The 21,800-nt window shown below is 57.1% G+C and carries 12 protein-coding genes; 4 read left to right on the top strand and 8 right to left on the bottom strand.

From position 1 onward, the window contains the following. On the top strand, nt 1–1,419 hold the full coding sequence (locus HY2_RS05145) for an NAD(P)(+) transhydrogenase (Re/Si-specific) subunit beta (RefSeq protein WP_034825359.1): 1,419 nt from the start codon (nt 1–3) through the stop codon (nt 1,417–1,419). Here HY2_RS05145 and folK read toward each other — a convergent pair. The 8 genes from folK to HY2_RS16655 form a co-directional block, all read right to left on the bottom strand. Further along, nucleotides 1,416–1,943 carry a 2-amino-4-hydroxy-6-hydroxymethyldihydropteridine diphosphokinase gene (folK, locus tag HY2_RS05140; protein ID WP_064773875.1) on the bottom strand — a complete coding sequence of 176 codons (528 nt, stop codon included), beginning with the start codon at nt 1,941–1,943 and terminating at the stop codon, nt 1,416–1,418. The two genes, HY2_RS05145 and folK, sit on opposite strands and share 4 nt — an antisense overlap. Further along, nucleotides 1,936–2,301 carry a dihydroneopterin aldolase gene (gene folB, locus HY2_RS05135; RefSeq protein ID WP_034825358.1) on the bottom strand — a complete coding sequence of 122 codons (366 nt, stop codon included), beginning with the start codon at nt 2,299–2,301 and terminating at the stop codon, nt 1,936–1,938. Before folB ends, folK begins: the two co-directional genes overlap by 8 nt. Then, nucleotides 2,298–3,158, bottom strand: coding sequence for a dihydropteroate synthase (gene folP / locus HY2_RS05130; RefSeq protein ID WP_233346348.1), 861 nt, complete (start codon nt 3,156–3,158; stop codon nt 2,298–2,300). Before folP ends, folB begins: the two co-directional genes overlap by 4 nt. A gap of 407 nt (nt 3,159–3,565) precedes the next feature. Continuing rightward, nucleotides 3,566–4,513 carry an alpha/beta fold hydrolase gene (locus HY2_RS16665; RefSeq protein ID WP_051594745.1) on the bottom strand — a complete coding sequence of 316 codons (948 nt, stop codon included), beginning with the start codon at nt 4,511–4,513 and terminating at the stop codon, nt 3,566–3,568. After that, nucleotides 4,501–5,286 carry an alpha/beta fold hydrolase gene (locus HY2_RS16660; RefSeq protein WP_051594744.1) on the bottom strand — a complete coding sequence of 262 codons (786 nt, stop codon included), beginning with the start codon at nt 5,284–5,286 and terminating at the stop codon, nt 4,501–4,503. The genes HY2_RS16665 and HY2_RS16660 overlap by 13 nt, the downstream gene beginning before the upstream one ends. Further along, on the bottom strand, nt 5,283–8,579 hold the full coding sequence (locus HY2_RS05115; protein WP_034825356.1) for a non-ribosomal peptide synthetase: 3,297 nt from the start codon (nt 8,577–8,579) through the stop codon (nt 5,283–5,285). Before HY2_RS05115 ends, HY2_RS16660 begins: the two co-directional genes overlap by 4 nt. Next, a complete protein-coding gene (locus HY2_RS05110; protein WP_034825355.1) occupies nt 8,576–13,129 on the bottom strand; it encodes a type I polyketide synthase in 4,554 nt (1,517 codons plus the stop codon). The genes HY2_RS05115 and HY2_RS05110 overlap by 4 nt, the downstream gene beginning before the upstream one ends. Beyond that, entirely contained in the window at nt 13,122–18,089 is a 4,968-nt protein-coding gene (locus HY2_RS16655; protein WP_051594743.1) for a non-ribosomal peptide synthetase, read from the bottom strand. The genes HY2_RS05110 and HY2_RS16655 overlap by 8 nt, the downstream gene beginning before the upstream one ends. A 185-nt stretch (nt 18,090–18,274) precedes the next feature. Here HY2_RS16655 and HY2_RS05100 point away from each other — a divergent pair, with 185 nt between their 5' ends. The 3 genes from HY2_RS05100 to HY2_RS05090 all read left to right on the top strand — a co-directional run bounded on the left by HY2_RS05100 (nt 18,275) and on the right by HY2_RS05090 (nt 21,780). Beyond that, nucleotides 18,275–19,168 carry a 4'-phosphopantetheinyl transferase family protein gene (locus HY2_RS05100; protein ID WP_081814936.1) on the top strand — a complete coding sequence of 298 codons (894 nt, stop codon included), beginning with the start codon at nt 18,275–18,277 and terminating at the stop codon, nt 19,166–19,168. A 94-nt stretch (nt 19,169–19,262) separates the two neighbouring features. After that, on the top strand, nt 19,263–20,741 hold the full coding sequence (locus tag HY2_RS05095; protein WP_034825354.1) for an oligosaccharide flippase family protein: 1,479 nt from the start codon (nt 19,263–19,265) through the stop codon (nt 20,739–20,741). A 313-nt stretch (nt 20,742–21,054) separates the two neighbouring features. Beyond that, nucleotides 21,055–21,780: a thioesterase II family protein gene (locus HY2_RS05090; RefSeq protein ID WP_051594741.1), complete on the top strand. Its 726-nt coding sequence runs from the start codon at nt 21,055–21,057 to the stop codon at nt 21,778–21,780. Nucleotides 21,781–21,800: the final 20 nt, after the last annotated feature.

Below are 21,800 nucleotides of genomic sequence, written 5' to 3'. Positions count from 1 at the left end.
GTGGACAGTTTTCACTCTACCTGGGCACCGCTGCTCTATCTCGTCGCCGGTATCCTTTTCATCCTGGCCCTGCGCGGTCTCTCCAGCCCGGCGACCAGCCGCAAAGGGAACCGCAATGGCATGATCGGCATGGGCATCGCGGTCGCAACGACCCTCGCCCTGCTCTGGAACGAACTTGACGTTACCACCTGGGGCCTGATCCTGGGCGGTGTCGCAATCGGTGGCACCATTGGCGCCATCACTGCGCGTCGTATTCCGATGACCGCCATGCCGCAGTTGGTCGCTGCCTTCCACAGCCTCGTCGGCCTTGCCGCCGTACTTGTTGCCGCAGCAGCGCTCTACTCACCCGTTCAGTTCAGCATCATGGGCACTGAAGGCATCAAGATGGCCTCCCTGATCGAGCTTGGCCTCGGTTCCGCCATTGGTGCGCTCACCTTTACTGGCTCTGTCATCGCCTTCGCCAAGCTGAACGGCAACATGTCCGGCGCGCCGATCATGCTGCCGGCTCGTCATATCCTGAATATACTGATCGCCGGTGGCATCATCGCGCTGCTGGTTGTCCTGATCCAGACAGGCGGCACGGCTCAGTGGGCCTTCTGGGGCCTCACCGTTCTGGCGTTGATCCTGGGCATCACCCTGATCATCCCGATTGGCGGCGCAGACATGCCGGTCGTTGTGTCCATGCTGAACTCCTATTCCGGCTGGGCTGCAGCGGCGCTGGGCTTCACACTCGGCAATTTCGCGCTGATCATTACCGGTGCCCTCGTCGGCTCCTCCGGTGCGATCCTGTCCTACATCATGTGCAAAGGCATGAACCGCAGCTTCATCTCGGTCATCCTGGGCGGCTTCGGCGGCGACGATGCAGCCGCTGGCGGGGGCGGCGTTCAGGTCGACCGTCCGTTCAAGCGCGGCTCGGCTGAAGACGCAGCCTTCATCATGAAGAACGCCTCAAAGGTCATCATCGTGCCCGGCTACGGCATGGCGGTGGCTCAGGCCCAGCACGCCCTCAAAGAGATGTGCGACAAGCTGAAGGAAGAAGGCGTCGAGATCAAATACGCCATCCACCCTGTTGCGGGCCGGATGCCCGGCCACATGAACGTGCTCCTCGCCGAGGCGCAGGTGCCGTATGACGAAGTCTTCGAACTGGAAGACATCAACTCCGACTTCCGAAATTCCGAAGTCGCCTTCGTCATCGGCGCCAATGACGTGACCAACCCGGCCGCAAAGACCGACAAGACATCGCCGATCTACGGCATGCCTGTCCTCGATGTGGAAAACGCCGGCACGGTCCTCTTCATCAAGCGCTCCATGGGCTCCGGTTATGCCGGCATTGAGAACGAACTCTTCTTCCGCGACAACACGATGATGCTGCTCGCAGACGCCAAGAAGATGGTCGAGGATATCGTGAAAAACCTCTAGCAGGCACGCAGCAATGCGAACTTTCGCGTTGCTGCCTCATCCGGTTCGCAAATCTGCTCGGCCGCCTTCTCCCTGAGGGCGGCCGTCATGCTTTTGACGGTGCCCCCGCCAGCCAGCAGCCAGTCCGGCACCAGTTGGCTGAGCGGCTCAAGCACGAAACGACGCTCCGTGATACGCGGATGCGGAATGACCAGGCTTTCCGTGTCCATCTCCACGCCCGGCATCAGCAATATATCGACATCCATCTCACGCGGCCCCCAACGCACACGCGCCTGACGGCCAAGCTTCTCCTCTACTTGCTTGCATGCTGCCAGCAAATCGGCGGGCTGGAGATCCGTGTCGATCAGCAGGCAGAGATTGAGAAAGTCCGGCTGGTTCGCCAGGCCCCAGGGCGCACTGCGATAGAGACGCGACACAGCGCCAAGCGTGATGCCAGGCATCGCCGCCAGCAAGTCAACTGCCCGCGCAAGAGCGGCTTCCCGGTCCCCGAGATTTGTCCCGAGACCGAGCGCCGCCTCAGCCATTGCGGGACCGCGTGATGGCAACGCCGACATGGTCTACCAGATGGCGGATCGGCGCGGAGGGTTTGCGGACGGTGACAGTCACTTCCTCGACGATGTTCCACTTTTCCAGAATGGCGGAGGCAATACGTTCCGCGAAGGTTTCGATCAGATTGAACACCGTCTTGCCGGACAGTTCCTCTGCCAGGTCACAAACCTCGCCATAATGAACAGTCTCTTCCATCAGATCGCTGGAAGTGGCCGGCTCTGCAAGACGGCAGTCAATGTCGATAAAGAATTTCTGGCCGAGCGATTTCTCGGCGGTGTGAACACCATGAAAGCCATGCAGACAAAGGTTCGTTACGAAAATACGGTCGGTCAACGGGCACTCCCAATAGACTGGATCATGTCGAGCGCCTCGCGGTGCTCAGCCACATCATGAACGCGGAGGATTGCAGCGCCGCGTTGTACGCTGTCGAGATTGGCAGCAAGTGTGCCGATCAGACGGTCTTCTACAGGCTTGCCGGTCAGGCGCCCGATAAAGGATTTGCGCGACACCCCCACCAGAACCGGGCAGCCTGTCTCTACCAGTGCATCGAGATGCGCCAGCACACCGAAATTCTGCTCATAGGTCTTGCCAAAGCCGACACCGGGATCGAGCAGGATATGCTCACGCGGAATTCCGGCTTGAGCGGCCATGTCGAAAGCTCGGCCGAAAAAGTCCGTCATGTCCTGACGTAAATCAATGCCTGCATCGGCCTCACCGCGATTATAGGTGATGCAGACGAGGCTTTCGGTTTCGGCCACAGCATCAGCCATAGCCTTATCACGCGTCATACCCCACACATCATTGATAATCACCGCGCCAGCCTTTGTGGCGCGCCGGGCGATCTCTGCCTTATAGGTATCAATGGAGACCGGAAGCGCGTCCTTTGTCGCCAGTCTGGCAATAGGCTCCGCAACGCGCGCCCATTCTTCTTCCAGACTAACAGCCTGTCCGCCAGGCCGGGTGGACTCGCCGCCAATATCCAGAATGTCCGCCCCATACTGCGCTATCTCCGCAGCATGGGTCAGGGCCGTTGCAAGGGAGTCGTGCTGTCCGCCATCAGAAAAGGAATCCGGCGTCACGTTCAGAATGCCCATGATGAGCGGCGTCTTGTGGGAAAGACGGTCAAGCAAGCGCTCGCGCACCTCAATCCGGTCGGCCTTCTCCATCCGCGCATCCTTTCTGCGCTGCACCGTTAGCGCCTGCGGGCGCACCTAACAACTGGCAGACTGCCGCAATCCGACAAACCTGGCAGGTTTTCCCGAACGAAATCAAAGCCTGTGAGAATAGTTTTCCGCCCCCCTATCTCGCGAGCGTATACTCATGCCTGTCGCGGCCTGTGACATGGCTCGCGGCGGGTCCGAAGCTTTCGGGGACCCTCCCGATTATCCCCTCGGCTTCACGCGGATGGACGGCGCCCATGTGCACAGGGGCGTAGCAGATCCACTCCAACCCATGAATTTGTCCCTGTCTCACATGGAGCGCTGCTCCATCTGCAAGGACCGAAAATGCAAAAACCGGACGGGCAACGCCCGGTCCGGCTTTTGGTGCTGATTCCGAGACAAAGGCACGGCAATTCAGCAAGCAAACTCAAGCCGTTCTAGAACTCCTCGATCTCCATATCCGGATCGCCGGTTTCTTCTGTCTGCCCAACATCAACGCGCACCTCCTCCAGAGCAGGAAACCTCTGCGCCAGCCAGTCAGCTATGATGGTGTACAGACGCTCGCGCTGCGCCTCACGAAGAAATGTATGGTCGCATTCCTTGAGGAAATACAGCTTCAGCCGGTCTCCAAAATCCACCCCCGGCAAGGCATCAATAATCTGTCTACGGTAATTATGCTGATAGTGAGGCCCTGCGGTAAACACGGCAAGCAGTTCCGCATGATGATCCATCGCGCCCTGATAGACATTCTCCAGAAAGGCAATCGCTTCCGGATGTTCCAGATTTGGGCGGGAGAACTGACCAGGCAGAGTCATTTGAGGGCCGGTCTGCCGGTGAAGAACGCGACGCACCTTGTTCCATACACGTCCGCGCCCGGACAGGATATTTGTCCAGAAAGAACGGCGCATCAAGCGCTTGTACAAATCATTCACGTAATATCTGCGTGTCCGAGGAATGGACGGGTCAAGCAGAATTGCCCCATTCACACGAGGATCACGGCTGGCATAGATGATAGATTGGTCCGCTCCCGAACACAATCCAAGAAGGACAATTCTGCGCCGCCCCAGGGTGGCATCCATCCAGTCGAGCACATCGCGAATGGATGCCATATTAGTATCGAGCAGCGTATCTTCTCCCGTCATGGCCGGGCTGTCCCCAAGGCCAGGAAAGTCGAAGCGCACCACTATGTGTCCGTTATTCGCAAGACGCCGGGACAGGGTCACAAATTTCCTGTGATGACCCACACGATGGGCAACACCTGTGTTGAGAATAACAATCGCAGGAAGGCTTGTATCCTCCACAGGCCGCGCCAGGATGGCCGCAACTTGTTCGCCGCCCCCGATCTTGATCGCCCGTTCCGTGATCTGTGCTGTCAGTTCATCCATGAGACGATCCGGTTTAGAACAGTGACAGGAATAACGCCCACATTATCCGGCCATTCCTCATGCCAGACGGGTTGATCATCAATCAGCTCAAAACCGCTACCATCGCGGGACGACAATTCATACGCCACGTCCGCCTGCCCCGGAACAGGACGGATGGCGACCATGAAAACCGGAAGTTTCAGTTCCGAGATAGTGCTGACAACATCCAGACCCGAGAATTCGGATGCCAGGGCATCTGTAACAGGAAACCCCATCACTTCACGGCCACCTCCCCGCTCCGGCGAAAACTGCGCGGCCGGGCCAACACCGGGAATGCGCATGGAGTCATCCAGCAAGTAAAGTTCCTGCAAATACTCTGCGCCCTTGAGGATCGGATCCCACAGAACCAGGGACGAAATATCGTCAGGCCATTTTCTTGCCGCCTGCGCAGCAAGCGCCGCCCCCACACGCAGGCCGATCACGGACACATGATCTGCTCCGCTCAAGTCTTTCAGCTCTTCAATCGCCATGGAAATGTCGCTCAGTGATCCCTGAAGCGTCATTTCATGGTCTTCGCCAGCTGAATCCCCTGTGCCGAAATAGTCAAAGCGCAGGACATGATAACCTTCCTGAGACAGAAGACTCGCCAGCTTCACAAGTGAGCGGTGGGCGTTCACATATTCGTATCCCCAAGGATAGCACATCACAACGGCGCGGCTTCCACCCCCGCCCTGCGCTGGATGATAAACGCCAAACAGCCGCCGCTCTCGCGATCCAAAATAGAACGGCGTCATCCCTCACCCTCGGAATCACGACGCAGCTGGGCCGCAATTTGTCTTAGGTTCTGGAAGAACATAAGCCGGGGATCAAGCGACAATCCTAGCATCTCTTCCACCCGTGCCACAACGCGCAGCGTCAATATCGAATGCCCGCCAAGATCGAAAAAATTGTCTTCTGCACCGATTTCCTGCACCTGCAATAAATCTTTCCAGATGGCTGCAAGGTCAGCCTCAAAGCCCTGTGCGGGCGGTATACGAACCATGCGCTGCATGGCCTGGCTGTATGGGTCTGGCAGCGCCTTGCGGTCGACCTTGCCGTTCGGAGTCATGGGCAGAGCCGTGAGTTCGACAATCACGGAGGGCACCATGTAATTGGGCAGGCGATCTCTCGCCAGGCGGCGAACTTCACTCGCGGTCATTTCACTGCCAGGCTCGAAAACGACATATGCGACGAGACGCTGATCCCCCTCTCCAGCTTCGCTGACGATGACGACTGCCTGACGAATTGCGGGTGATGCCAGCAGGATAGACTCCACCTCTCCCAGTTCGATACGCAGCCCACGGATTTTTACCTGATGGTCTCTGCGCCCGAGGTGATATAGCCTGCCATCGGATGACCAGCGGCCTACATCGCCTGTGCGGTAATAGAGGCCAGCCCCATCCGCTGACGCAGCAAAATGATCCGGCCGAAACTTTGTCTCAGTCTCGGCAGGCATATCATGATATCCGACAGCAACACCATCACCGGCAATACAGATCTCTCCGCGCATACCGACCGGAGCGATCTCATCATTGGCATCCAGAACATAGATGCGGGTATTGGATAGGGGCTTGCCAATGCTGATGCCTTCCCCATCCGGCGAAATGAAACAGCCCGAGGAATAAATAGTTGTCTCGGTCGGGCCGTAGCCGTTCCAGAGGGAGCCGACACGCGAGAGCAGCTTGTCCGCAAGGTCGCGCGTCAGAGGCTCTCCGCCTGTGATCGCACGAATGTGAGGTCCGCCTTGCCATCCCGCCTCGACCAGCATGCGCCACGCAGACGGAGTGGCCTGGGCGATCGTCGCACAACAGGCATCCAGTGCCTTGGCTAGCGCTTTACCATCTGTTGCAATCTCTCTCGACAGAATCTGGATATGCGCCCCGACTGTCAGAGGCAGCAGCAATTCCACGCCCGCAATGTCAAAGGACGCTGTCGTCGTCGCGGCAACAACATCTTCAGCCCCTATTCCGGGCTCTCGGCGTAAGGAAGAGAACGCGTTGGAGACAGAGCCATGCCGGATGATGACTCCCTTCGGGCGCCCCGTGGATCCTGACGTATAGATCAGATGACTGATGTCTTCAGGCAAGACTTGAACGTCTGGTTCATGATCAGGACACGCAGCCAGTGCATCGGCATCCTGCTGCAGATCCAGTGTGAGCAGCCCTTCCGGCAAGTCCAGCTTTTCCGAAAATGACGCCTCCGCCAGTAAGGCTTTCGCCCCACTGTCTGACAGCTGGTATTCAAGACGACCCTGCGGAAAATCAGGATCCAGCGGCAAATAGGCGGCACCTGCACGATGCACACCCAGAAGGGATTCCAGCAAACCGTGGCCGCGCTGAACACAGACCCCGACAATATCCCCCTTGCCGATACCCATATCGATCAGGCGGTGCGCTACCTGGTTCACACGCGCATTAAGCAGTCCATAGCTGAACGTTTCCCCGGCAAAGGTCACCGCCGGGCGCGAGAGATACTGACTGGCCATCCGCGCGAACTGTGCCGCAACTGGCGAGTGGTCATACTCGCTCGCCGGTGGGTTGAAGGCCTCAATCAGATGTTGGCGTTCATCACCAACATAAACCGGAATTTCCCCAATTGGACGGTCCGGCGAAGCAATGGCACCGCGAAGGAAAGCCTCAAGCCGTATCAACAGGCCCTGTATTGTCTGCTGACTGTAAATATCGGATCGATACTCCATCGACCCGACAAAACGCCCCTCCAAGGGGCGAATGAACCAGGTGAGATCGTGAATGGCGCCGCCGCCATGAATGGCTTCCGACTGCCCCTCCCAGGCATTCTGCATTACGACGGCAGTCTGGAACAGCAATGAGCGGCTGAGATTTCGCGTCGGCTGCACACGCTCAATAACTGCCTCAAAGGGCACTTCAGCTCGGGAACTGGTCTCCAGCACCGCTTCGCGGGCCTGTGCCACCAGAGCACGGAAAGAGACCTTCTGATCGACCTGCAAACGCAGGGCAATAGAGTTCACGAACGGACCTATAATGGTCTCAAACTCGGGCCGGTAACGCGCCCCGACAGCCGTGCCGATGAGAATGTCTTCCTGCCCAGTCTGCCGGTTAAGCATAGCGGCACAGGCGGCAACCAGGCACATATATACCGTTGCACTTTCTGACTGCGCGAAATTTCCAAGACCTGATGACAGCGTCTCATCCCACATGAACGACACGCTGGCACCTGTGCCCTGCATGCTGGGGGCCATGTCAGCATCGAAGGCGCACAGCTCCGGCGGAGAGGCCAGATATTCGCCCCACCAGTCCAACGCCGCGCTCATGGAATGAGTTTGTTCAACCTTACGCGCCCAAACCGAGTAATCCGTATACTGCACCTCTGCAGCATGGTAAGGATAGGCGTCATCATCAAGGGAAGACTGCAATTCCTGCTTCAACAGCGACATTGACCAATGATCGACAATGATATGATGTGCGGCAACAAGAATAGCGGATCCTCGCCCACCAAGATCATATACAATTGTGCGGAAAGCTCCGCCCAGCTCCAGATCAAACGGCAAGGCTGTCTGCCGGGCGACTTCCTGATCAAGGTGAGCATTCTGCTCGCTTTCGGAAAGTGAGCTTAAATCCTCACGATCAATGTGTACGGCGTCAGCCTGAAGCAATACAGCCTTCAGAACATCCCCATCTCGTCTGTAGGCCGTATGAAGAATTTCGTGCCTCGACAATACTTTACGTATAGCAATATCCAGACGCCCTGCATCCACCCCTGCGCCCATGGGCCAGACCGTGACAAGATTGTATTCCGTCCCTTGCCGGTCCAGTTGCTGGAGCAGCCAGAGCCTTTCCTGAAAGTGTGACAAGGGCAATGCATCTTGCCGGGACACACGCTCCAGAGGAATCTCGTCCAGATCAGGTGATAACAAAAGATCCAGAAGGGCCTGCTTGTTCGCGGTAATGCTTTCACGCAAAGAGGGCGTCAAAGCCCCGGAAGGCGCATTGACGCGCAGTTTGCCATCCCCGGGGGAGACCTCAATGCCTTTGGCACGCAACTCTGACAGGAGTTCCGCCGCGGTCAAATCACAAACTCCTCACGATCAGTATCCTGACTATCCTGAGAGTCATCACGATGCGATACAACGCAATCGGCGAGTTCTCCAATCGTGGGAGAGTCAAATATGTCACGCAAGGTCAGCTTCACGCCGGTGACGGCATTCAGCCGGGACAAGACACGCGTCGCCATCAGCGAATGACCACCACGTTCGAAGAAGTTCTCGTGAGGTCCTTGCATTTCACCCCCAAGAAGCTCTTCCCAGATCATGGCGATCTGCTGCTCTTCCTCACGGCCAAACCTTGCCGCAATGGACGCTGAAACATCCCCCGTTGCAGCAGAGAATGCAGCCCCCTCGGCATTCGCTTGGGACGTATCCGCTCCATGGGCGCGCAAAATCAACTCCGCGCGTTCCTGCATGAGTACGAAGGCCAAATTGTAGTTTGACACGACAAGTTGATCGACATCAGAGGCAAGAACACGTTGAAAAATATCTGCCCCCGCATCCGGGGTAATCGAAACCCTGTAGAGAAGGTCGCGTTCATCCGGGTTCATCCGCGAGCGATCAACTCGGCTGGCCATACCAACATCACGCCAGGCCTCCCAGTTGAAGAGCAGAATGTTTTCCCATGCCGCTGGACGCTCATTCGAGGCGGCAAAACTATCAAGGAAAGCATTGGCAGAGCTATAAGCTGCATTGCCCGCAATCCCCCTGACTGCATTGATACTGCTCATCAGAGCAACAAAGTCGAGCTCTGTGTCACCCAGAACATCAGCCAGCACGCGCAGACCATCAACTTTCGGAGCGAATGTCTCTGTCACCTCCTGTTCCGTTTCAAGAGCCAGAAGATTGCCATTCCCAGGAACACCTGCCGCGTGAATAATCCCGGAGATCTCCCCCCATGCTTCACGGGTGCGGTCAACAACGCCCTGCATGGCCTCTCGGTCAACGACATCCGCTTGTTCAATGTGAATTTCTCCCCCAAGAGATTCAATCTCACGAACAGTCTTGATCACGCTGGCCATCCTGCCCCCGCCGGAAGCGCCTGCCAGCAGGTCATCCCACGCGTCACGGGGAGGCACTGCATTTCGTGTGGTCATCACAATCCGTGCAGATACTTTTTCGGCAAGCTGTCGGGCGAGAGTACGCCCGATACCGCCCAAGCCACCCGTAATCAGATAGACACCTTTCTGTTTCAGAATATCCGGTGTTCTTTCAGCGCGTGGCAGCTCAATAGGCTCGAACCGTCGCAGCCAGCGATGCTTGCGCCAGGCCAGTTGCAGTTCGAACTTTTCACGCCCCGCTTCAGCAAGAAGACGCCGCGCATTCGTTTGCGATGTGGCCTTGCCGTCATCCGCGAAGTCCACATGCTGAGGCATCAAATGTGTCGTCTCAGCCGCCAATACGCTGATAGCGCCAAAAGCCAAAGCCACTTCGGGGTCTGTTACGGTTTCCTCCAGCACAGGCAGGCCGCCACGTGTCGCAAGCACGATCCTGACTGGACGCTCAGTCGCAATTTCGGGATGGCGCGCCAGTGCACTGAGGACATCATAGCGAAGACGACCAGGAATGTTGGCTCCGTCTTCCAGACCAAGCGCAATAATGATACCTGAAAGCGCTCCATTTGCCTCGTTAATGAGGGCGTTTAGCGTGCGAATACTGTCTGCTGCATCTCCCGCACACGTGCCTGATGGTGTACCAAGCAAAGCCTCGGCACCGCCTGTCTCAAAACCGGATGCCAGAGCTTTTCCAAACGCGGCATTATCCGCCAGAACGACCCATTTTCCGCTGAAGGCCGGAGCCTGCATTGTGTCGGCAGGAACCTGTGTCCATGTCGGCGCCTGAAGGAATTGGCCGAGACCGGCCTCAGGTGAAAATACTTCCAGTAATGGGTCATTTACTTGAACCGCAGAGGCCTGCATGAACCCACCATCAGGCTTTGGGTCCACCCAGTGACGCGTGCGCTCGAAAGGATATGTTGGCAGAGGAACGCGGTGCACTGAAGAAGTTTCACCGTGAAGCGCCGCCCAGTCAATCGGCACGCCTGCGGCCCACATGCCCCCTACAGCGTTGAGCGCCGGTATCATGTCATGCTGACTGTCACGCGGATGACGCATGGACGAGGCGATGCGGTGCTGTGCGTTATCCAGGGAAATGCCGGCAAGCGATGAAAGCGCAATCCCGGGTCCGACTTCCAGAAGGAAGAGACCTGGGTTTCGGGCAAGCTCCTGCAAGCCCTGCTCGAACAGAACAGCCTGACGCAGATGCTTGGCATAATAGTCGGGAGAAACGGCCTGTTCAGGCGTGATCCATGTGCCGGTCACATTGGAAATGTATGGCACTTGCGGTTCCTTGAGATTGACCTTCGCCGCCGCGGCGCGGAAGGGCTCTAGCGCTACTTCCATCATGGAGGAATGGAACGCATGCGACGTATGCAGACGGCGCACGCCAACGCCCTCCGATTCAAGACGCGTCAGAAACGCTTCCACTTCGCTGGCAGATCCGGATATGGCGGTCAGCTCAGGCGCGTTGATGGCGGCAATCTCCACGCCGTCTGGGAGTCGCGAGCGCACCTGATCGCCCCCTAATTGTACCGTAGCCATGGCACCCGCCGGCATGGCATGCATCAAGCGGCCACGTTCGGCGACCAGGAGAAGCGCCTCTTCCAGAGTCATGACTCCCGCCAGATGCGCCGCAACATACTCGCCGATGCTGTGCCCCATCATCGCAGCAGGTTCGACGCCCCAGCTCTGCCAGAGCTTTGCCATGGCATATTCGGTGGCAAACAAGGCTGGCTGCGCAATGCTGGTCTTGGCAAGATCCTCATCACTGCCTTCAAACAACACCTTGCACAGATCAAGATCCATATATTTCAGAATACCGTTACACTGATCAATCGCAGCGCGATAGACGGGCTCTCCGGCATAAAGGTCCTGTCCCATACCTGCATATTGGCTGCCTTGGCCACTGAACAGGAAGGCCACCTGACGAGCGCCACCCTCGTGTCGACGCGGCGTGAAGGATCGCGACAGGGCCGCCGTGGCTTCCTCTCCATCGCCAGCTATAACAAACCGGCGCACAGGGAATTCAGTTCGACCGGCCTGAAGGGTCCAGGCAATGTCTGCGAGAGATTGGCTTGTGCCTTTACCGATATGATCTGCCAGACGGGAAGACACAGTCGTGAGCGCCTCTTTCGTGCGGGCAGAGAGGACGAGCAGCTGATGCTTTCTGCTGGCAATGGCCGGCACAGCTACGGGTGCTTGCTCCAGCACGGCATGGACATTCGTTCCGCCAATACCGAAAGAACTCACGGCGGCGCGGCGCGGCGCGCCATTTCCGGTCCATTCCGTCGCTTCGGCGCTGGCAACAAACGGGCTGGTGTCCAATTCAAGTTTTGGGTTAGGGCGGGAATAATTAACAAGAGGCGGAATGACGCCTTCGCGCAGCACCAGAGCCGCCTTGATCAAACCCGCAACACCCGCCGCCGCGTCGAGGTGACCGATATTGGCCTTCAGTGACCCCAGGCGGCAAAAGCCGACATCATCTGTCTCATAACGGAAGACCTGCGTCAGGGCCGCAATTTCGATCGGATCTCCTAGCGGCGTGGCGGTGCCGTGCGCCTCGATATAACCAATGGTTCGAGGATCAACGTCCGCAAGCGTCTGGGCCATGGCGATGACTTCGGCCTGACCATCAATTGACGGGGCGGTGTACCCCGCCTTCGCTGCGCCGTCATTGTTCACGGCAATGCCACGAATGACGGCGTGAATTGTGTCTCCATCCCGCAGCGCGTCGTCCAGACGCTTCAGCGTGACCACGCCCGCCCCTGCCCCGGCGCGCGTACCTTTGGCCTTTTCGTCAAAAGGCCGACAGTGGCCGTCAGGAGAGAAAATCATTCCCTCCTGGTAAAGATATCCTGTACTGCTGGGGAAGTTAATGGACACGCCCCCGGCCAATGCCATGTCGCACTCCCCGCGGGAAAGGGCGCGGCAGGCCATTTCAACTGCCACAAGAGAGGTAGAACAGGCCGTCTGCACCGTGGCGCTTGGTCCGCGCAGGTCCAGCTTGTAGCTTACTCGTGTACAGAGGAAGTCCTTGTCATTGCCGAGCATCAGTTGATACCCGCCAGCAGTCTCTGCAACAGACCTGTCCGACAGGATATGCGCCATCAGATACGTATTCATGCCTGTGCCGGCATAGACGCCGACCGGATCTTCTATCTGCCCGGGCGCGTAACCGGCATGTTCAAGCGCCTCCCAGGCGCATTCCAGAAAGATACGCTGCTGTGGATCAATGATCCGCGCTTCCCCGGCAGACACTCCGAAAAAGTCCGCATCGAACATATCCGTATCGTCAAGCACGGTTCCCTTCGGCACGAAATCCGGATTGGCCTGAAGTTCAGGCGGAATCCCGGCAGCTGCCATGCTTTCGGCATCAAAGGTGCGCAGGGACTCATGTCCTTCGACAACATTGCGCCAGAAACTGTCCAGATCCGGCGCATCCGGAAATCGTCCCGCCATCCCTACAATGGCGATGGCGTGTGCCGGAAAATCTGAAGATTGACGAGTCTTATCCATGGCGAAGTCGTTCAGCCCTCTCTTTGGCACGTGACAGGCGGTCTGATTTGGCAACAAGGACAGGCTGTTCCGGCTTGCCAGGTGCGGTCTTGACACCATCATTACGCGGAATAACTGCCGCCTGCTGCGCAACTGTTGTACGCTGGAACAATTCGATAAGCGCGATATTGGCTCCCAACTCACTACGCAGGCGTTCATGCAGCCGGACCATCAGCATTGAATGTCCGCCGATATCAAAGAAATTGTCATTCAGGCCGATATGCGAGACGCCAAGAATACCGCGCCAGATGTCAGCAACACTCCGTTCAGCAGGTGACATGATGATGTCATTTGCAGTCGGGGCTGGAGCCTGCTCTTCCTGGGGCGCAGGCAGCGCCTTGCGATCAACCTTGAGATTGGGCGTCAGCGGGAAGGTGTCCATCGCAACGACATAGGATGGCACCATATAGTTCGGCAGCTTCTCGCGCAGCGCAGCCCGGATCAGGCCGGAATCAATCGTACGACCTTGAGACGGCACGACATATGCCACCAAGTGATGATCTCCGGGCGCGCGCTCATGCGCAACGACAGCACATTCCGCGATGCTTTCAATAGCGCCGAGTTCGGATTCGATCTCGCCCAGTTCAATACGGAAGCCGCGGATCTTCACCTGGAAGTCCCGGCGCCCAAGATAGATGAGCCGCCCATCTGCCGTCTCGCGGGCAAAGTCCCCGGTGCGATAGATGCGCTCCTCATCGTGTCCCGGAAGGTTCAGCGTCATGTACCGCTCATCGGTGAGATCCTGCCGTCCGCGATAGCCGCGTGCCACGCCTTCACCACCGATGCAGAGTTCGCCAATTGCGCCGGGCGGAACAGGATTGCCCTGATCATCAAGAATATAGGTGCGTGTGTTCGCAATCGGCTTGCCGATGCTCGCCGCATCATCCGCCTTGGTGATACGCTGCACGGTGGACCAGATTGTTGTCTCGGTCGGGCCATACATGTTCCACACCTCGCCCACACGCTGAACCAGACCCTCGGCCAGCGCATGCGGCAGAGACTCACCACCACAGAGCGCCTTCATGCCTTCGCGGCCTTTCCAGCCCGTCTCGATCAGCACATTCCAGGTCGCAGGCGTCGCCTGCAAGATATCCACGCCTTCGCTGTCCATCAGCGCAGCAAGAGCCCGGCCATCCAGCGCAGTCTCTCGCGTGGCGACAACCATGCGCGCCCCGCTGCTCAGCGGCAACCATGCCTCAAGACCAAAAATATCAAAGGACGGTGTGGTCACCGACAGCAATGTCTGACCGGGCTTAATACCGGGCTCATCACGCATCGCGACAAGGAAGGCCGCAAGATTGCGATGCTCAACCTCAACGCCCTTCGGCCGCCCGGTAGAGCCTGATGTATAGATCACATAGGCAACATCTTCCGGCGCGGTTGTCCGTGCCGGCGCAGTTTGCGACATGGAGGCAATCTGCTCTGCGGCAGCGTCCAGCGACAAGACAGAGGGTTGGGCAGAAAATTGTCCGACCGCAGATGTATCTGTCAGGATCAGGTCAACTCCGGCATCGGACACGATACCATTTACCCGCTCCTCAGGGTGTTTCGGGTCCAGGGGCAGATAAGCGCCGCCTGCTTTCCAGACGGCCAGAAGCGCAACCGGCAACATGGCGCTGCGGCCAAGACTGACCGCCACCAGACTGCCCTTATCTATGCCCTGCGCACGCAGCAGATTGGCCAGCTGGTTCGCCCGGCGATCCATGTCGGCGTAACTGAGCGTTTCCGCCGCATCGGTAATCGCACCCTGATCCGCATAGTCGCGCGCACACGCCTCGATCATGTCGAGCGCTGTGGCGGAGCGGTCAAACTCCCGAACTGTTCGTGTGTTGGCATCTGCGATGGACGCGCGGTCATCCGCTGTCAGCATCTGCAAGGCGTTGACCGGAACTGACGGGTCAGCAATCGCAGACTGAAGCAGCATTTTGTAGTGGCTATGCAGTCGCTCTATCGTGGCCGCGTCAAACAGATCTGTCGAATATTCATACTGCGTCAGCAATTCGCCGCCGAAATCAACGCAATCTAGGGACAGGTCATAACGCGATGCCCCCGTGCCTGACGGAATTGCCTCTACCTCGGTATCCTTGAAGCCATGCTCAATTTTAGGGAAACTCATCAGGCTGAACAGCGCCTGGAAGATCGGCGCATGGCTGGCGCTGCGTTCGGGGTTTACCGTATCGACCAGAAGGTCGAACGGAAGCTCGCTATGCTCAAGAGAGCCGAGTGTCGTGAGGCGAATTTCCTTGAGGTAATCGCTGAAGCTGAGTTCGCCATTGATACGGCACCGCAGGACCATATTGTTGATCAGACAGCCAATCATGCCTTCCTGGTCTGCACCATTACGGTTGGCATGCGGAGACCCGAGCACAATGTCGGACTGGCCGCTATATCGGTAGAGCGTAGCCGCCCAGCCCGCCATCAACAGCATGAAAAGCGTTACACCCTGGGACCGGGCCAATGAATTCAACTGATCGAACATCTGCGCATCGAAACGTTCGATCAGACGCGCGCCCTTATAGGTCTGATTGGCGGGGCGGCGACGGTCTGTCGGCAGGTCGATAACAGCCGGAGCGCCGCGCAATTCCTCACGCCAGAAATCGACATGCGCCTTCCATTCTGTGGAAACCGCCATGCGTCGCTCGCGACGGGCATGATCCGTCGCCTGCCCGCTAACTGGCGGCAAATCCGGCTCACGCCCCTCTACCAGGGCATCATAAATATCCACGACTTCCCGGTGTGCCAGAGCCAGAGACCAGCCGTCAACGATGATGTGATGAGCCATAAATAGGGTAGCATGGCGGGTGTCGTTGACTCGGATCAGCGTGAAGGTGGCAAGAGGCCCGGTGCCAAGATCAAAAGGCTGCTGCAGGCGTTGATCAATGATCCGCTGCACTTCACTTTCCTGATCTTCAGGCGCGACATGTGCCAAATCGATATATTCATAACTAGGAAGAAGCGTATCGACGATCTCAGCCACCGGATTGCCTTCAACTTCCTTGAAGCGCATGCGCAACGCATCATGACGCTTGGCCAGGTGGGTGAAAGCCGTGATGATCTTTGCTGGCTGGAGTGGCCCATCTATCCAGGCCGCAGATCCAACATTGAAGGCTGTGCTCATGGGATCGAGACGACTCAAGAACCACAGTCTTTGCTGCGCGAAAGACAGGGGCAAACCTGTTTTGTGGTCAAGATCACCTGCCTGACCAGACGCATCAGACTGAAGAGCAGCCATGATCGCCGGCTTCATAGCGACGAGTTCATTGCGCAAGGGTCCATCAATCGCACCTTTTGGGGCATTGATCCGCAGCTGATCTCCATCCAGCGACAGAGTAACCCCCCTGTCTGCCAATCTCCCGAAAAGGGTATTCACGTCCATTTCGCTCTCCTGACTATTATCAGAAGCTGCTTGCAAGGAGCTTGCCGGTTGAAATACATCAATCGGACGCGTGCAATCTGTAACAAAATCAGACAGTATCGCTTCAAAACGCTCGGCCATGGCTTCCACCGTAGCGCGATCATAAAGATCTGTATCATATCCCCAATACACTACGAGATCAGACCCTGTATCCTCAAACCGCAGGGACAGGTCGAACTGACCCTCCATTTGCGGAATGGGATAAGACTCTTCTGAACACCCTTCCTCGGCGCCGGTAAACGGCATCTCCTTGCTGCGACCCAGGACATGCTCGTACTGGATATAGGTGAACAGGACATCAAAGAACGGCATGTGCGAGGAGACGCGCGGCGGATTGAGCGTGTCAACAAGCCTCATTAGCGGCATGTCCTGATGATCCAGCGCATCCAGCATCCGGTCTCTGGTTTCTTCAACTAGCCTTAGGAATCTTTTGCCCGGCGTGAGGGTGAATCGGATCGGCAAGGGATTAGCAAAGTGGCCAACTGTATGACTGAAACACTCTTCAGTCCGGCCCAGAAAGGGGCTGCCGATAATCACGTCGTCAAGGTCAGCCAATTGCCCCAGCAGGACGGCATAGGTTGCCATAAGAACGGTTGGCCGTGTCGTGTGCATGTCCTTGATGGTCTTGTCGAGCTTGGAGGCAAGCTCAGGCGACAAGGTTCGCTGTATCGTGCTGCCGCGGAATGTACGGTTGACGGGTCGAGGCCGATCCGTGGGCAATTCCATGATTGGTAATGGCGCCTTCAGAACATCTCGCCAATGAGCAATCAGGGCCTTTCCTCTCGGCCCGGAAAGCTCCGCTCTCTGGGTGGCCACATAGTCCGGATAAGTTGCCTGTTTAGACGACATTTGCGTATCAAGACCGCCCATAAGATCATTGTAAAACTGTTTCAGATCGTGACAGGCCACAGCGCTGGCCGTCGCATCACAGACGATATGATGCGCCTCGAATAGGATGATGTGATCGTTTTCAGCCACGCGAAACAGGGCCAGTCGGCAGACAGGGCCATCAACAAGATTGAACGGGCGTTTGTGCACCTGTTTGACCTGATCCAGGACTTCCTGCTCCGAGCAATGCTCCACCCGATAATGCTTAAGACGCACCTTGCGGGATCGCGGAATGCGCTGGACAGGGTTCCCTGCCACAACAGGGAAACAGGCACGCAAAGGAGCATGCCGCTCAAGCACCTTTTGGAAGGCCTGCTCAAGTACAGCCGGCTCCATACGGCCTTTCACCCTCCAGGCGACAGACAGGTTGTAAGCGGAATTAAGCGGCGCCTGCCAGTATACAAACCATAAGGACCTCTGCCCGTCTGAAAGCGGAATGTCCCGCGTAACCTCGCGCGCCTGCAGGGCCGCCAGAATGGCCGTTTGATTATTCCGAAGCACGGTCTTGTCACTATCGCGCAAAGCCCCCTTGGGCCCGCGAAAGCGTATCTTGTCATCCGAGGCCCAGAGGGTCACATCGCGCTTGGCAAGATCCTGTATAAATTGGTCGATGTCCATGTTAACTACACGATTGCAACCGACTCAGCTGGACTCGAATGTGATCAAGTTGCGTCCCCTGCCCGAATGTAATCTACGTCCCCTCCAAAAGAGCCTGGACCAAGCCTAAAATATTCAATCAAAAGTAATGGGCGTCCCACCCCCGAGCATATCACCTTTTAAGTAATAGCGCAGGTTTCCCCAACATGCTCCAATATGGCAGGCATTGCCATAGCAGTTTAGAACAAGTCAACGACACGGCGATTTATTTTAGAACCGCCAAAATTAATCTTGCGAGCAAAATGACCCAAACAGGGACACTTCCCACAATCTTTGAAGATTTTCCTGCACGGAACCTACTGAAAGCTGAGACCGGTGATGCAGGTGATTTGCTGCGCCCCTATTTGGATGAAGTCCACCTCTGGCTTATGCCCACGGACCTGCCGCCTATCCCACTGGAACATCTGGCCAGCCTGTTGTCTCCTGCCGAAACGGCCAGGGCGAACCGCTTTCATTTTCCGCTTCACCGAACCCGCTATATCGCCGCGCATGGCTTCCTGCGGCTGGTTCTGAGCACATGCGGAGCTGGCAATGCGCGGGATTTGGAGTTTGTCACTGGACCGCAAGGCAAACCTTCTCTGCTTAGTCCAGCAGGCTCTGCGCCATTGCTCCACTTCAACTTGTCTCATTCGGGTGCATGGGCGCTGCTGGCTACCGCAACTTCGGGAGATATTGGCGCAGATATTGAAGAAATCAGGGCCTTTGATGATTTCCAGAGCATGGCCCGCAATACATTCTCGCCTCCTGAGACGGCCAATTTGCTTTCTCTTCCTTTGGATCGTCAGCTTGATGGCTTTTTTGCCTGCTGGGCGCGAAAGGAAGCGTTGATCAAGGCTGACGGGCGCGGTCTGGGCGTGCCTCTTGACCATTTCGAGGTTAATGTGGACCCTTGCCAGCCCGCCTGCCTGCATCGGGCCGAAGAAGACGCCGCCCAACTCCAGAAGTTTGAAATTCATGACTTTCCTGCAATCCAGGGCTATCGGGCCACGGCTGCTGTCCCCAAGGAAATATGCCGGTTCAGGTTTTTTCGAATAACCTGACCGTCCGGCATGGACTATGCAGATAATGTGATGACCTTACCCGTCCACCTCATCCAGAGGTTAAACGGGATGCGCATCGAATCGGGGACGCCGAATGGATAAAGTCAGGATAGCTGTCGTAATCGCTACAGCGGACAAATATCTCACGACAGTTTTCACTCTGCTTACCACCGCGGTCGTTGCGCGCATTATCAACCCGGCAGAGTTTGGCGTCACCGTTCTTGGCGGCGCAGCCCTTCTGCTGGCGAATACCCTGCGGGACGTCGGCACGTCTGCCTATATTATCCAGACCCCTGAACTGACGACGGGTAAAGCGCGCGCCGTCTTCACGATGAACCTTATACTGACAGCGGTCATTCTTGTTGGCCTTTTGCTTTCATCACCATTTCTGGCGGTTGCCTTCAATACTCCGGGGTTGGGAATTTACCTTCAGGTGTGCGCGGCGCCATTCGCTGTGGGCGCGATCGTGTACCCTCTGCACGCATTGCTGGCTCGTGACCTCGCCTTTGGAAAGCTCGCTGTGGTCAACATCATTTCCACACTGGTCAATTCAGTTACGCTGATCGTGACGGCCTATATCGGTGCCAGCTATATGAGCTTTGCCTACGCCCAGGTCGTCTCCGCAATTGTCGGGACTGTGCTGCTGGTTTACTTCCGCCCGAGCTTCGAGATTTTCCGCCCTTCGCTGAAATTCTGGAAGGAAATCCTCTCTTTCAGCATCTTCAGTGGGGGAACGGGCATCGTCCAGCGCGCATCAGAGGTTATCTCGGTGATGACAGTCGGTGTTTTCATGACGCCCGCCATGGTGGGGCTGCTGAACCGCGCGTCGATGATCTCTCAGTTTCCGGAACGTACAATCATGGCGGGTGTAAACGCGGCCGCCTTGCCGGCCTTCTCGAAGGCCGCCCGCGAAAAGGGAGATATGCGGCGATATTATCTGGCTGCTGTGGAGCGGATCAGCGGCCTGATCTGGCCATGTCTGGCAATGATCATCCTTCTGGCCAATCCTCTGATCCGTGTATTTCTGGGAGACCAGTGGCTGGAGACCATTCCCCTCGTACAGATTATCGCGGGTGGCCTTTTGTTGAACTTTCCGCCCGGTATCAACTATCCGATCCTGGTAGCGGCAGGGGCCGTGCGCAAGGCGTTCATGCTTTCTATCCTGCAATCCTGTATCGCCCTGCCAATCATCGCCGTCAGCGCTCAATTCGGGCTGGAGGCCGTCGCCTGGGCAACCTGGCCGATCGTGGCGATCAACGTCATCCTGTCGACCCACTTCGTCAAAGCCTATGTCGCAAAGTTCAGCTGGCTGGACCTGCTGCGGGCTTTGAAACTCAGCCTACTCTCAACGCTTGCGGCTATCGCAGGCCCGGCAGTGATCATCTGGCACGCAGGCGGCTTTGATCAGATTGGCATCATGGGAAGCATAGCGGCAGTAGCCATTGCCTGCCCCTGCTGGCTGTTGGCACTCTGGGCGCTGCGTCACCCGCTGTTCGCGGAGCTTTCACGCGCCATCAGAAGCATTCTGTTGCGCCTCAACAGGATGCGGCCCGCAGACGGGACACCCCTGTAAAGGCCGGGAATCCTTAAGATCCATACCGTCTAGATATACAAATCCAAATGAATTCAGAGCGCTTGGCAAATTGTGTAGAGAGTTAAGCAATACATCTGCCCTAGTGTTCCTGAAAGTTTATTCCCGCCGTGACTATTCACGGAGAAGTGGGTATTTTAGAAAGTTGATCTGGTCGGACCTGAAGCGTCAGGACCTGGGGTGATTGTGTGGGGCGCGAGTATTTATGAGTATCCAGAATATGTCCGGGCAGCGTACTGAGACGCCACGGCCAGCCAGTTGGTTTTTCAAACCTGCCCCTAAACCGAACGCCAGCATGCGACTGTTCTGCTTTCCCTGTGCAGGTTATGGTGCCGCCATGTATCGAAACTGGCAAGCTCAGGGGCCGGACTGGCTTGAGGTCATCGCTGTCCAGCCTCCCGGCCGCGCAAACCGCCTGAGAGAAGCGCCTCTTGACAATTTTGATGAGCTGATCGCGTCTATACTGCCCCAGATCTCTGAGCTGACAGATCTGCCATACGCTTTTTTCGGGCACAGTATGGGCGCAGTTTTCGCGGCTGAACTGGCTTCTGCCATGGTTCAGAGCGGGCTTCCTGCACCGATACATTTGTTCCTGTCGGCACGGCAGCCCCCGAATTTGCCGAGCCCCGTCGGCCCATTATCACACCTTGAGGATGATGCCTTCGTTCAGGAGGTCAATCAGCGCTATGGGGCCATTCCGCGCGAAATCATCGAAGCCCCTGAAGTTCTGGAGCTTTTGCTGCCAGCGTTGCGCGCCGATATTCGCGCGCTAGAGCGCATCCAGAACCGGCAAGTTCGCACACTGCCCTCTTCCATCACAGCACTTGGCGGCACGAATGACCGACTCGTTCCCCAGCCCCTGCTGCAAGGTTGGGAATCCTGGACCGATCAGGTCTTCGAATTGCGCATGTTCGATGGCGGTCATTTCTACCTGGACGATCAGCGCGCGGCACTGATTTTGCACATTTCAGAGACTCTTGAAGCGAAATCACGTGAAGGCCGGAAGCGCACAGAGGCATGAGCACGCGCTCGGTGTGATCA

The sequence above is a fragment of the Hyphomonas pacifica genome, from assembly GCF_000682675.1.
Taxonomy (GTDB): Bacteria; Pseudomonadota; Alphaproteobacteria; order Caulobacterales; family Hyphomonadaceae; genus Hyphomonas; species Hyphomonas pacifica.
Note: the sequence above shows the minus strand (reverse complement) of the source record. Positions and strands in the feature narration are given on the sequence as shown.

What these genes read in the sequence shown, in the direction of transcription:
- folK (WP_064773875.1), bottom strand. Translation starts at nt 1,943, where the DNA reads ATGGCTGAGGCGGCGCTCGGTCTCGGGACAAATCTCGGGGACCGGGAA.
- HY2_RS05100 (WP_081814936.1), top strand. Translation starts at nt 18,275, where the DNA reads ATGCTCCAATATGGCAGGCATTGCCATAGCAGTTTAGAACAAGTCAAC.
- HY2_RS05095 (WP_034825354.1), top strand. Translation starts at nt 19,263, where the DNA reads ATGGATAAAGTCAGGATAGCTGTCGTAATCGCTACAGCGGACAAATAT.
- HY2_RS16665 (WP_051594745.1), bottom strand. Translation starts at nt 4,513, where the DNA reads ATGGATGAACTGACAGCACAGATCACGGAACGGGCGATCAAGATCGGG.
- HY2_RS05090 (WP_051594741.1), top strand. Translation starts at nt 21,055, where the DNA reads ATGCGACTGTTCTGCTTTCCCTGTGCAGGTTATGGTGCCGCCATGTAT.
- HY2_RS16655 (WP_051594743.1), bottom strand. Translation starts at nt 18,089, where the DNA reads ATGGACATCGACCAATTTATACAGGATCTTGCCAAGCGCGATGTGACC.
- HY2_RS16660 (WP_051594744.1), bottom strand. Translation starts at nt 5,286, where the DNA reads ATGACGCCGTTCTATTTTGGATCGCGAGAGCGGCGGCTGTTTGGCGTT.
- HY2_RS05110 (WP_034825355.1), bottom strand. Translation starts at nt 13,129, where the DNA reads ATGGATAAGACTCGTCAATCTTCAGATTTTCCGGCACACGCCATCGCC.